At 46.6% G+C, this 12,607-nt stretch carries 10 protein-coding genes; 3 read left to right on the top strand and 7 right to left on the bottom strand.

The window, feature by feature from the left end; translation table 11 throughout:
- Positions 1–16: 16 nt before the first annotated feature.
- Both MKA69_RS18120 and MKA69_RS18125 read right to left on the bottom strand, forming a co-directional pair.
- A complete protein-coding gene (locus MKA69_RS18120) occupies positions 17–1,645 on the bottom strand; it encodes a methyl-accepting chemotaxis protein (RefSeq protein ID WP_305848625.1) in 1,629 nt (542 codons plus the stop codon).
- A gap of 264 nt (positions 1,646–1,909) precedes the next feature.
- Positions 1,910–4,270, bottom strand: a complete 2,361-nt coding sequence (locus MKA69_RS18125; protein ID WP_305848626.1) for a Lon protease family protein — start codon at positions 4,268–4,270, stop codon at positions 1,910–1,912.
- A 201-nt stretch (positions 4,271–4,471) separates the two neighbouring features.
- Here MKA69_RS18125 and MKA69_RS18130 point away from each other — a divergent pair, with 201 nt between their 5' ends.
- A complete protein-coding gene (locus MKA69_RS18130) occupies positions 4,472–4,966 on the top strand; it encodes a hypothetical protein (RefSeq protein ID WP_305848627.1) in 495 nt (164 codons plus the stop codon).
- A gap of 255 nt (positions 4,967–5,221) precedes the next feature.
- On the opposite strand, the gene MKA69_RS18135 is transcribed toward MKA69_RS18130, so the two are convergent.
- The 5 genes from MKA69_RS18135 to MKA69_RS18155 form a co-directional block, all read right to left on the bottom strand.
- Complete coding sequence (locus MKA69_RS18135) at positions 5,222–5,953, bottom strand: transporter substrate-binding domain-containing protein (protein ID WP_305848628.1); 732 nt, start codon at positions 5,951–5,953, stop codon at positions 5,222–5,224.
- A gap of 19 nt (positions 5,954–5,972) precedes the next feature.
- Positions 5,973–7,520 (bottom strand): methyl-accepting chemotaxis protein, encoded by a 1,548-nt coding sequence (locus MKA69_RS18300; protein WP_095456492.1) that lies wholly within the window; start codon positions 7,518–7,520, stop codon positions 5,973–5,975.
- 113 nt (positions 7,521–7,633) lie between these two features.
- Positions 7,634–8,377 carry an ABC transporter substrate-binding protein gene (locus MKA69_RS18145; RefSeq protein ID WP_305848629.1) on the bottom strand — a complete coding sequence of 248 codons (744 nt, stop codon included), beginning with the start codon at positions 8,375–8,377 and terminating at the stop codon, positions 7,634–7,636.
- Between the two features lie 152 nt (positions 8,378–8,529).
- Positions 8,530–9,429 carry a LysR family transcriptional regulator gene (locus tag MKA69_RS18150; RefSeq protein WP_001200834.1) on the bottom strand — a complete coding sequence of 300 codons (900 nt, stop codon included), beginning with the start codon at positions 9,427–9,429 and terminating at the stop codon, positions 8,530–8,532.
- A 99-nt stretch (positions 9,430–9,528) separates the two neighbouring features.
- On the bottom strand, positions 9,529–9,675 hold the full coding sequence (locus tag MKA69_RS18155) for a hypothetical protein (protein ID WP_009355659.1): 147 nt from the start codon (positions 9,673–9,675) through the stop codon (positions 9,529–9,531).
- Between MKA69_RS18155 and MKA69_RS18160 the strand changes: the two genes are divergently transcribed.
- Together MKA69_RS18160 and lldD are read left to right on the top strand one after the other, a co-directional pair.
- Positions 9,635–11,329, top strand: a complete 1,695-nt coding sequence (locus MKA69_RS18160; protein WP_305848630.1) for an L-lactate permease — start codon at positions 9,635–9,637, stop codon at positions 11,327–11,329. The genes MKA69_RS18155 and MKA69_RS18160 overlap by 41 nt on opposite strands.
- Before the next feature lie 111 nt (positions 11,330–11,440).
- Entirely contained in the window at positions 11,441–12,577 is a 1,137-nt protein-coding gene (lldD, locus tag MKA69_RS18165; RefSeq protein WP_305848631.1) for an FMN-dependent L-lactate dehydrogenase LldD, read from the top strand.
- Positions 12,578–12,607 lie beyond the last annotated feature (30 nt).

Genomic DNA, 12,607 nt, shown 5'->3' on the forward strand with positions numbered 1-12,607 from the left:
GGCTAAATCTTAATGTTTATAGCTTGAAGAACGCCAATTGAGCTTTTTGTTTCTCAGCAAGATGCGAGAGTTCATTACTTGCACTCGCACTTTGGCTGATGCCTGTTACGTTTTGATGTACCAGTGTAGACATGTTCGAAACGTTACGGTTGATATCTTGTGTTACATGAGATTGTTGCTCAGCCGCGGTCGCAACTTGGGCATTGCTATCGTTAATATCAGAAACCGATTCAGTAATACCAACCAGGGCATCATTCGCTTTCGCGGTCAGTGCTTTATTTTGTGCCAACATGTCCAAGCTCAATTGCATACTGTCATTTGCCGTATTCGATTGTGCTTGCAGCTCTTCAATAATGGCTTGAATTTCTTTGGTTGACTCCTGAGTACGTGCTGCCAACATACGGACTTCATCAGCCACCACAGCAAAGCCACGTCCAGATTCACCCGCTCGCGCCGCTTCGATCGCCGCGTTCAGCGCCAATAGGTTGGTTTGATCAGAAACCCCACGGATCACTTCAATTACATTGCTGATTTGCTCAGATTGCTCTTTTAAGCGCAGGACGACTTGAGCAGCATCATTCAGAGCTAAAGCCATCTGTTCGCTGGCTTGGTTACTCTCAGTAAAAATCGTCAGACCTGATTTCGCTAGGGCATCTGCTTCACGCGCAGTTGCATCAGCAGAAGAGGCGTTGTCACTCACATTATCTGCGGTGCTTGCCAACTCGTTCACAGCAGAAGCAACTTGCTCAATCTCCATCAGCTCCATTTGAGCATTAGATTCAGCTTGAGTCATGACCGCAGCAAGTTCGGTAGAAGCAGACGCAACCTCTTCACTGATACGGGTAAGTTGCTCTACCGTAGTGTGAAGTTGTTTTACCGTGGTGTTCACATCTTTGCTCAGTTTAGCAATTTCGTTTTCGCCATCATCATCCGCTTTCACAGACAGATCACCATGCGCTAGTTTACGCATCACCGATTGCAAGCTATTGATCGGAGCAACAATTTGCCCAGACAATAACCATGCAGCCACCACAGACAAACCTAATACGGAAAGCACAGTGATCATCGCATTACGCATCACTACCGCATTGCTCTTTGCACTCTGCTCCATCGATGTGGTCGCATAATGGTTTACTCTTTGAGACAACGCATTAATTGCATTGATCATACGGTTGCCCGTTTCACGGAAGTTTTGAATGAAAGCATTCGCTTCTTCTGCTGTAGCCATTCCTTGATCTAGGCGATTAAACAACGCCACCATTTTTTGTGATTCCGCTACATAGTTTTCAATGCACTGTTTCGCAACACGAACATCGCTACTAAATTGCGCATCTTGCTCCATCGCGCTTAGTGCTGAATTCACCTCTTTTAAGCCATCACGCAGTTCAGTGACGAAGTTATTACGGCGTTCAGCGTCATAGATCGCGTATACCGCACTAATTCGTAGTGGGTAAATGGTATCGCCTACTTGAGCAATAGTATCTTTATAACGCACTAACGCATGCGTGTTATCAGAAATGGCTTGTTGTTCGCGGACTAAGTTAGTTTGAGTTAGCCAAAGAGCAATAACTAAAACCACCATAGTAAATAAAACGGGTAATAAAACTTGTGTTCGAATCGACAAGTTTTTCAGTGAAAATGGCATGCATAACCTCTATCAGTATCATGAATGCATCCATGCACATGGGATTATCCCCAAGAAAAACGCCAATGATCTTAGATACCAAAAAAGAAAATGTCTAGTTTATATACTTTTATTTTTCATTAAGTTAATCATTAAAAATGTCAAAAAATCGACTTTACAGATAAAAATTTGACTAAACCAGCAAAAAAACAAGAAATATTAAATATTATGAGTAAATATGAATAAGGCCGCACAGTGGCGGCCTTACTTTACAAGAAACTCAATTTACTTGCGCAAAGCATTCAGCTTGGCCTGCGCTAAACCAAAAACAGTATCGACAGGATAGCTGCCATCATCAGTCGCAATACCCGCAGGCTTACCCGTGAAAATCTCAATGGCTTCGGTAACATGATCGATCGCCCAGATATGGAATTCGCCTTTTTCTACGGCTTTCACAATATCAGCACGCAGCATCAGGTTGTGGGTATTCGAACGCGGAATGATCACCCCTTGCGTATCTTTGCGTCCTTTAATGCTACACACATCGAAGAAGCCTTCGATCTTCTCATTTAAGCCGCCAATCGGTTGAGATTCGCCAAACTGGTTCATTGACCCTGTAATCGCAATATCTTGTCGATTCGGCTGTTTGGAAAACGCTGACACAATCGCGCAGAATTCAGCCATGCTCGCGCTGTCACCATCGACACCACCGTAAGATTGCTCAAACGTAATCGTAGTGGTCAATGGTACTCGCGCGGTACGACCAAAAACAGAACTTAAGTAAGCAGACAAAATCATCACGCCTTTAGAGTGAATACTGCCACCCAAATCCACACTGCGCTCGATGTCGATGATTTCACCGTCACCATATGAAGTGGTTGCGGTGATCCTATTTGGCATACCAAATGCGTGATCGCTGGTTGCTAGCACAGACAGCGCATTGACCTGCCCTATCGCCATTCCCTCGGTTTTGATCAAGGTAGTACCATTGACAAAAGTTTCCATCATACTTTGTTGCAAGCGGTTGACTCGCAACTCTTGATTGCGCAATGCCTCTTCGACATGGCTTTGACGGATCAAGTTTGCATTGGCTTGCTTCGCAACGTAGTTAGATTCGCGTAACAAATTAGCAATATGCGCAGAATGCAAAGAAAGCTTGGTTTGATCACCCGTGGTGCGCGAACTGTGTTCGATAATGCGCGCAATCGCTTTACGGTCGCAGTGCAGCATATTGGCATCATGCACGATGCTGGAAATAAAGCGCGCATAATGCAGCTCTGAGTCTGCATCTCGGGGCATTTCATCCGCAAAATCAGCGGTGACTCGGAACAGCTCACTGAACTCGGGATCATAGTGAGCAAGCAGTTCGTAAGTGCGGTAATCACCAAACAGGATAATTTTCACATCCAACGGGATTGGCTCAGGATCGAGCGAAACCGTGCCGGTGAGTGTGACTTCTTTTTCCAACGACGTGAAACTGAGATGACGCGAACGCAATGCGCGCTTCAAACCATCCCACACGTACGGTTGTTCAAGCACTTTCACCGCATCCATCAACAACACTCCGCCATTGGCTTTATGTAAGCTACCGGGGCGAATTAAAGAAAAATCGGTAAACACGGTGCCTTTGTAGGTCGCCGTTTCAATATACCCAAACAGTGAATGGTAGTTTGGGCTCTCTTCAACCACGATCGGGAATTCATCCGCGTTGCGGCTCACCAAAACATTCACTTTGTAGCGACGCGGCAATTTTTTATCTAACGAGGCACTAGCGAGCTCACCTTGATCGCCGCCTTCATCGAGGAAAATCTCGACATTTTCAACAATATCTTTTTGCAGCTCGGTCAAATAAGCCTTGATTTCTGGATGCTTGGAATAATCTAACTTTAGCTGCTTAATGAAGTGGGCAATCACATCCAAAGTCACTTCATCATTAAGTTTTTTAATTTTCTCGCTGTACGACTCTTCCCATTCGGTTAAGTGGCGTACCATGTTGCGTAGGATCACTTCCAACTCATCAATCGTGCTGCTGAACTGATCTTGTTCACGCTTAGATAAGGCATCAAACGTCTCTTCAGTGTGCATTTCTTCACCGTTGAGCGCGACAAATTGATATTCTCCTTGCGTGGTGATGGTTAAACTTACACCACGCTCTTTCGCGGTACGGGTAATGTTTTCCAGTTCACTTTCTTGCTTTTGTGCAAGCTGATTTTTTAGCTTTTCAGCACGGCTGAAGTAGATTTCATTGTCGAATGCCAATGGAATGGCCGTGACCAACTTGGTCATCAGCTTTTCGATATCTTGGCGGAATTTTTGCCCAATGCCGCAGGGTAGTTTCAACACTTTGGGGACACGAACATCCTCAAAATTCGCTACATAGCACCAGTCGTATAACTCATTACCGTCATGTTGATGGCGGCTCAGATAGCGCAAAATCATGGTTCGCTTACCTAGCCCATTACGGCCGATAGCGTAAATGTTGTATCCCTTCTCTTTAATCGACATCGCAAACTCGACCGCCTTTTGCGCCCGCTCTTGCCCTACGATTTCATCAATAGGTGCTAGCTCTTTGGTTGACTTGCACTCTAGCTTTTCCAGTTTCGCGACTTGGTAGAGCTGCTCAAAACTCAGATGCTGAATCGCCATGGCTCCACTCCTTCCTTCGAGGTTCTTTATTTCATATGTAGCCTAAGTGTAGAGATAAATCATTGTATTTTTAGTGAGTTATTCCCAATTCAAGACTAAGCGTACAAATAATAGTCAAAAACACCCATTAAAAATGACAATTATTTGCATTTGATAACAAATTGCATTTAAATATCGCTTTCTTGGTGGGGAGAATGGACCATGGAATTACAGCAGTGTTGGAACAGTTTTTTGCAGGCTGAACAGTTACTCAAGCAAGGACACTGGTCGCAAGCCCATTACTTGTTAGAAGATGTTCTACACTACATGCCGCAACATATTCACAGTGCCGCACATGATGAGCAGACGAAACCATGCCAGATGGCGTGTTTGATCACTGGTCTGCGTGATGCCGCTATTGCGCAGTCTGAAATTTTCAACAACATCGGCCAGTATCAACGCGCGTTTGATGCCCTCAATCAAGCCTATGCGTTACTGCAATTTCTTTCGATTGAAGAAGTGGAGTTAATGCAGCGTGTAAATCCCACGTTGTGCCAAATCAGCGATCATCTGCTCCTACACCTCAACGCCTTTTGTTATGCACAACGCAGTGCCGAATGGCAACTGGAATACCAACACGTTGAAAAAGCGCATTTCTACTTCAACCAGCTGCGCAGTTCACTGGCTCTGTTTGCTCTTTCTCCCGTCATGAATTGAACAGCAAAATACAATATGCCCCTCTTTTGCATGTACACAGCCTGAGGTTTGGTAAAAACAAGAAAATGCAGCAGCATTCATATCAAGTTCACGAATGCGGTCTATACTTATTTTATCGTGAATGAGGTTTAACTCGTATTCCGTTCATTTCACCATGGCATAGCTGCCTTTTCGGTTTGGCCGCCGACAACAAAAACTCGCTCAGGTTGAGCGAGTTTTTTATTGTTCACTAGCCGAAACAGGCAGCGTTACCACTTATTTTATACCGTAAGTCGCCAGTAATTTATCAAATGTACCGTTGGCTTTAATTTCCGCTAACCCTTTATTGAAGGCCGCCACTAACTCTTCCGAACGTGGGTTCACTTTACCGGAAGTCACATGCAACGGGTTTTCAGAAATGGCTTGGTTGGTAAAAGCAAAATCGGCCAAGTTCATTCCCGACTCCGTAATGATCGATTTCGAGACTAGCTCATCTTCCACCGCCAGATCGATACGACCCGCTTGCAGTTTCTGTAGGTTTTGTTTTAAGTCTGTCGATTCAGGCCGGAAAAAAGAGGGATCATTCATAAACTCGTCGCCATAGCCATAACCACGAACAATCCCGACTTTCTTACCGTTCAAACTGGCAAGACCTGCAAATTCAAAACTGTCACCCGCTTTCTTAATAAACTTCACTTGGTTGATCAGATAGTGATCAGAGTAATTGAGGTATGAGGTTCTTTCTTGGGTAAACCACGTCGCCGGTAAAATATCAATTTTCCCCTCTTTCACATCATTCAATGCTCGTGACCAAGGCATTATAGTGAATTCCACCGTGTAACCTTGTGTCGCAAATGCTGCGGTGACAATATCCACCGAAAGCCCTTTTTGCTGTGGATTATCCATCACAAAAGGCGGCCATGGGTCTTGAGCGGCCGTGATCGTCTGCGCCCAAGTGGAAAAACTACACAACACTAAACTGATTAGAGTAACAATGGATTTCATCATAAACGCTCCTGTTATTGACTTAGGTTCTGAACTTCGCCATATGTTCAGCAATTAACGCACTGATCGCACTCACCCGCTTGGTTCCTTCTGCGTTTTGGGCAGCCCGTTCATACACACTATTTGCAGCTTCCGAAGCCTCCACGATGGCATGACTGATTTCTTCGATCGCTGTTCTTTGTTCCTCCGCCGATAAATGGATCTGATCACTTCGCTCAGAAATCATTTCGACAGACGACTTAACATCCCGAATAGAAGCTTGTGAATGGCTCACTTTTTCGGCTGTTTTTTCGAGTAACCCTGTCATACGCGTCAACTCTTCTTCGACCGTATTCGTTGCGCGATTTAGGTTGGTAATGTTGGCTTTAATTTGTTCTGTAGATTGACTGGTTTTTACTGCTAGGTTTCTCACTTCATCAGCGACTACCGCAAACCCTCGTCCTTGTTCCCCAGCGCGTGCCGCTTCAATTGCAGCATTCAGAGCCAATAAATTGGTCTGTTCCGAAATGTCATTAATCACATTCAAAACCGTGGTGATTTTTTCACCTTCCACCAGCAGTTTATTCATCTCTTGGTTAACGCGGGTCATTTCACTACACATGTTGGAAATATCGGCAGTCGCGGAACCAATTTCTTTCACAACGGTGTCGGTTAAATGGGTCGCAGTGAGGGCTTGCTGAGCGGTATCGTTCACCGTTTGGGCAACCGTCACTACCGAATGATTCAACTCTGTCGCAGCAGCAGCGATGGTTTCAAGTTGATGTTTTTGCTTGTTAATTTGAGCGACGTTCTCTTCTGCTTTTTCACGACTTTGTTGAGCTTGTTGCCCCAGTTCACCCGATGCTTCATTCATTTCAGACACTACGGTGCGCAGTGTTGCAGTGAACTGATTTATACCTTGTGTAACGGATTGAAATTCTTTGTATTTGGCAGGTGGCAATTGATGGGTTAGATCACCATCACCACTGGATAGCGCTTGAGTTTTGTCTCCTAACTCATTCAGGGGCTTCAATACCGCGAAATTCAAAATGACAAACAACATGCAGGGGATCAGAATCGCCAAGATCAGCACTTTGAATAGGTTAAACGAAATGGACTCCGTGAGTTGCTGTTGCATGAGCTCATCTGAATAATGGATATCAATTGAGCCGATCGGGTTTTTCTTACCATATTCGACAAATTCAAGCGGCCCACTCACCAAAGGAAGCGACGAGATCGAACTGTCATTTTCCACATTCACGATGATTGGCTGGCCGTTCTCATCTTTTTCCGAACCTGGCATCAAATAAAGAATCGGTTTACCCGCTGTATCACTAATTTTGATTGAAGAAATCTCTGGGGTTTTTAACTCCGCGCTAATAACGGATTTGACTGACTCTAAATCAAAATCCCATAAGGGTTTGGGTAAATTAACCTGTAAACGCGATAACGTGTTATTCACAGTCAAATTGAGATCGTCGGTAATATTATTCAGCGCCTTTTTGTATTCAAAGACGGTTAACCCCAGCAAAACTGCACAAACCGCCAAAACAATTTGTACTATTGCTACGAATTTTATACTTCTAAACATGTGACCTCCGTTGATACAGAAGGCTCAAGAGCAAAACACTCTTCACCAACAAAGCGGGAACTGAGAGGCCCCCCTCTCGTTAAACCTTCCCATCTGACATTGCTAGCCACCCGCTACTTCGACATGTAGCTGTTCATGATCTGGTTGATATCAATTTTTTTCAGGCCTTCATTCACGATGGCTTGCCATTTCTGGCCTTGGGGATCATTGCGAAATGCGATGTGCAGATCTTTCTCCACCAACAACTGCTTGTTCATTTGCAGCTTGTCTTTATCTGCGGTAAGGCTGGGATCATTATTTTTGAGGTAATTAAATACGTTGCTATCAATCACTGCTAAAGGAACGCGGCCTTTAGCAATTTTTTGTAAATTCTGCACATCACTGTTCACCGCAGAAGAGAGCAATTGACCTTGTGCAATCATGTTATCGAGCTCAGGCGTGTTAACGTAATCACGTACTACACCAATCGTGTAAGGCTTAAGATCATCCAGCACCGACCATTGAACTGGGTTTGCCACATTTTCCGCAAAACCTAATGGACCGGTGCCGATAGAATCGGAGAAGAGTAAGCTGTTATCTTCAAAAAAATATTCTGGAAAATAACCCGAGTATTTAGAGTCCTCTTTCGCCAGATGCACCGCTCGTGACCAAGGATAAAACTCAACCACCAACTCATGGCCCATCGCTTCAACGGCCGCTTTAACCACCGCAATCGAGGCACCTTTTTCAGCCAACCCATCACCTGAATAGGGCGGCCAATCTAGCGAAGTCAGTAGCAAGGTGTCAGCCTTAACAGAAAAAGCCGCCGATAATGACAAAAGTGGAATCCACAGCCATTTGCTTAGTCCATGACGCATTTGAGGTATCCTTCATTCGTTTACACGTTATTCAAAAGGATAGACTTAGGATTGAAAATATGCGCAATTTGTTACCACGCCTTTTTACGGGAAATGCCCAAGAAGTGATAATCCTCATAGGAAGTGGCCTTGATGAGTGAGTTTTTTATCTTTTAAAAATAATGTGATATCGCTAAATAACGGGCGCGGATATGCTCAATCAACAAACGCACTTTGTTGGGCGGTTGGCGAGTGAATGGATAAACTGCGTAGATACCAAGCTTTTTACCGACTTGTTCTGGAAACACGTCCACCAATTCGCCATTACGAAAATCGTGATACACCAAACAGCGCGGTACATAAGCAATGCCATGCCCACCAAGCGCGGCTTTACGCAGTGCGGTGGCATTATCGGTCGAAAAGGTACCGGACACTTTAACTATGTAGTTGCCTTTTGCCCCTTTAAATTCCCAATCGGTCGCCCCCGTGGTTTGATAGGCGTATTGCAAGCAGTTGTGTCTAGCTAAATCTTCTGGCTTGAGCGGCTTACCATTACGGGCAATGTAAGCGGGAGAGGCGCACACCACCCACTGCGAGTCCAAAATATGCCGCGCAATCAAGCTCGAATCTTCCAAATAACCGGTGCGGATCACCAAGTCATAGCCGCCTTCCACCAAATCCACAAAGCGATTATCCAGCGACATATCTACCGTCAGCCCCGGATGCAGGTTACAAAACTCGGCGACCGCATCGGCCAAAATCAAGTCGCCCGAGATGGTTGGCACCGACATTTTGATGTGGCCGCTGACGTTTTCACCAAATCCCACGACTGCATCCAGCGCCTCCTGAGTGGCTTGCTTCACATTTTTGGCACCGTGTAGTAACGCCTTACCCGCCTCAGTCAAGGTCAATTTACGCGTTGTTCGATACAATAGCTGCACGCCGAGCTCTTCTTCCAATCGCGCCAATCTTTTGCTAACCACCGAATTTGTAAGGCCATTTTGCTCTGCAACCTTACTGAAACTCCCCAATTCAATCACTTGATAAAACAAAATTAAGTCATCGGCACGCATCTGATTTTGTTATTTTTGGAAATAATGAATTTCATTATTTCCCTATATCCACAAAAAATAAAGCAGTAAATTCACGTCAACTTAACAACCCGATCACAACTATAAAAAATCAACAACCGAACTCTTACTGGTTAGCCGTACCCTACATTCTGTGCGCGTTAGCTCATCCCGCTTGATGGAGAGTTCAAGGACGAGGAAGTACTCCATGAATGAAACACTGCTCGCACTGGTGGCCTTTTCACCCATAGTGGTGGCCGCTATTTTACTGGTCGGCCTCAACTGGCCAGCCAAGAAAGCCATGCCTGTGGCTTTCGCCCTTACCGTTGCGATTGCCCTGATATTTTGGGATATGTCGGCTAACCGCGTGATCGCCTCCGTATTGCAAGGTTTGGGCATCACGGTCTCTGTGTTGTGGATTGTGTTTGGTGCGATTTTCCTGCTCAACACGCTCAAATACACAGGTGCGATTACCACGATTCGTAACGGCTTTACCAACATTTCACCGGATCGCCGCGTGCAGGCCATCATCATCGCTTGGTGTTTTGGCTCCTTTATTGAGGGCGCTTCAGGCTTCGGAACGCCTGCAGCGATTGCCGCCCCACTGCTGGTTGCGATTGGTTTCCCCGCCCTTGCGGCGGTGTTAATGGGCATGATGATCCAATCGACGCCCGTTTCATTTGGCGCAGTTGGTACGCCAATCATTGTTGGCGTCAACAAAGGTCTGGACACCCACAACATCACGGAAGCGCTGATTGCCAACGGTTCAAACTGGGATGTGTATCTGCAGCAAATCACCACCAGTGTGGCGCTGATCCATGCCTCAGTCGGCACACTGATGCCCATTTTGATGGCGATGATGTTGACGCGTTTCTTCGGTAAAAATCGCAGTTGGACGGAAGGTTTGGACATTCTACCTTTCGCGATTTTTTCAGGCCTTGCCTTTACTGTTCCTTACGCGCTGACCGGCGTGTTCCTCGGCCCTGAGTTTCCCTCACTCATGGGCGGTCTCGTTGGCCTTGCAATTGTGGTAACAGCGGCGAAAAAAGGCTTCTTGGTACCCAAAACCCAATGGGATTTTCGTCCTGAAAACGAATGGCCTGCGGAATGGTTAGGCTCGCTGAAAATGGATCTGGATGAAGTCAAAGCCAAGCCTATGAGCCTTGCTCTAGCGTGGGCACCCTATGTGTTGCTGGCAGTGATTCTCGTCGCTAGCCGTGTGAGTGCGGATTTCAAAGCGTTGCTACTGGGTATCAAGGTTTCCTTTAGCAATATTTTAGGTGAAACCGGCATCAGCACTGCCATTGAGCCGCTTTATCTACCTGGTGGCATTCTGGTGTTTGTGGCCTTGATTGCGGTTCTCACTCAAGCTCGCAGCTTAGCGCCGATGGGCAAAGCGTTTGGTGAATCGACCAAAACCTTGATTGGCGCAGGCTTTGTACTGGTATTTACCATCCCGATGGTGCGGATTTTCATTAACTCTGGAGTTAACGGCGCAGATTTAGCCAGTATGCCGGTGACGACCGCTAACTTTGCAGCAGGTTTAGTGGGTGACGCTTTCCCAATGCTGAGTGCAACCGTTGGTGCACTGGGCGCTTTCATTGCTGGTTCCAACACAGTGTCCAACATGATGTTCAGCCAATTCCAATTTGAAGTGGCACAAACGCTGACCATCTCTAGCGTGGTGATCATCGCTCTGCAAGCCGTGGGGGCCGCCGCCGGTAACATGATTGCCATCCACAACGTGGTCGCAGCATCAGCTACGGTTGGCCTGCTGGGGCGTGAAGGTGCGACACTGCGCAAAACCGTATTGCCAACCCTCTACTATCTTGTTTTGACCGGCATCATCGGCATGACCGTGATTTACGGCTTCAACATGACCGATGCTTTAATGAACCGCTAAAACTTTAATCAGTACCGAGAGCGAGCGTCTCGCTCTCATTGCTCAAACTCACCTTGCACCTCGTGTATGGGCTTGAGCAAAAAAGAAACATTCCCAGAATAGGATTGCATTATGATCATTTCCGCTTCGACCGATTACCGCGCGGCAGCCAAAGCCAAACTCCCGCCCTTTTTGTTCCACTACATCGATGGCGGCTCGTATGGAGAACACACGCTCAGACGCAATACCGATGATCTGGCCGACATTGCACTGCGCCAACGTGTACTGAGTGATATGTCTGAGCTGAGTTTAGAAACCGAGCTGTTTGGCGAAAAAATGGCACTGCCGATCGCCCTTTCTCCTGTGGGTTTAACCGGTATGTACGCCCGCCGTGGCGAAGTGCAAGCCGCGCAAGCGGCGGAAGCGAAAGGCATTCCTTTTACTCTTTCCACGGTTTCGGTCTGTCCCATTGAAGAAGTGGCGCCTTCGATTCATCGTCCAATCTGGTTCCAGCTTTACGTTTTAAAAGATCGCGGCTTTATGAAAAACGTGTTGGAGCGTGCCAAAGCCGCAGGCGTGAAAAATCTCGTGTTCACCGTAGATATGCCGGTACCGGGTGCACGTTATCGCGATATGCATTCTGGCATGAGCGGCCCTAACGCGGCGATGCGCCGTGTATTGCAAGCCATGACACACCCAAGCTGGGCATGGGATGTGGGTTTGCTTGGTAAGCCGCACGATTTGGGTAACATCTCCAAATATCGTGGCTCACCGACCAAACTGGAAGACTACATCGGCTGGCTGGGCGCGAACTTTGATCCTTCCATTTCATGGAAAGACTTGGAGTGGATCCGTGATTTCTGGGACGGCCCAATGATCATCAAGGGCATTTTGGATACGGAAGATGCAAAAGATGCGGTGCGTTTTGGCGCAGACGGCATTGTGGTGTCTAACCACGGGGGCCGTCAGTTAGATGGTGTGCTTTCTACCGTGCAAGCGCTACCCGCGATTGCCGATGCGGTCAAAGGCGACCTGAAAATTCTGGTCGATTCAGGTATCCGCACTGGTCTAGACGTGGTACGCATGTTGGCACTCGGCGCAGATTGCACCATGCTCGGCCGCTCGTTTATTTACGCTCTAGCAGCGCAAGGGCGCGCTGGGGTAGAAAACCTGCTCGAACTGTATGAAAAAGAGATGCGGGTTGCCATGACCTTGACTGGCGCAAAGAGCATTGCCGAACTGTCACGCGATTCATTAGTCAAAAGATAATAAAAATATCCCCTAACCTTAAACGACTTG

The sequence above is a fragment of the Vibrio sp. AH4 genome (assembly GCF_030710545.1).
GTDB classification, from domain to species: domain Bacteria; phylum Pseudomonadota; class Gammaproteobacteria; order Enterobacterales; family Vibrionaceae; genus Vibrio; species Vibrio metoecus.

Coding starts and splice junctions, on each gene's coding strand:
- MKA69_RS18120 (WP_305848625.1), bottom strand. CDS start 1,645: ATGCCATTTTCACTGAAAAACTTGTCGATTCGAACACAAGTTTTATTA.
- MKA69_RS18125 (WP_305848626.1), bottom strand. CDS start 4,270: ATGGCGATTCAGCATCTGAGTTTTGAGCAGCTCTACCAAGTCGCGAAA.
- MKA69_RS18130 (WP_305848627.1), top strand. CDS start 4,472: ATGGAATTACAGCAGTGTTGGAACAGTTTTTTGCAGGCTGAACAGTTA.
- MKA69_RS18135 (WP_305848628.1), bottom strand. CDS start 5,953: ATGATGAAATCCATTGTTACTCTAATCAGTTTAGTGTTGTGTAGTTTT.
- MKA69_RS18300 (WP_095456492.1), bottom strand. CDS start 7,520: ATGTTTAGAAGTATAAAATTCGTAGCAATAGTACAAATTGTTTTGGCG.
- MKA69_RS18145 (WP_305848629.1), bottom strand. CDS start 8,377: ATGCGTCATGGACTAAGCAAATGGCTGTGGATTCCACTTTTGTCATTA.
- MKA69_RS18150 (WP_001200834.1), bottom strand. CDS start 9,429: ATGCGTGCCGATGACTTAATTTTGTTTTATCAAGTGATTGAATTGGGG.
- MKA69_RS18160 (WP_305848630.1), top strand. CDS start 9,635: ATGAATGAAACACTGCTCGCACTGGTGGCCTTTTCACCCATAGTGGTG.
- MKA69_RS18155 (WP_009355659.1), bottom strand. CDS start 9,675: ATGGGTGAAAAGGCCACCAGTGCGAGCAGTGTTTCATTCATGGAGTAC.
- lldD (WP_305848631.1), top strand. CDS start 11,441: ATGATCATTTCCGCTTCGACCGATTACCGCGCGGCAGCCAAAGCCAAA.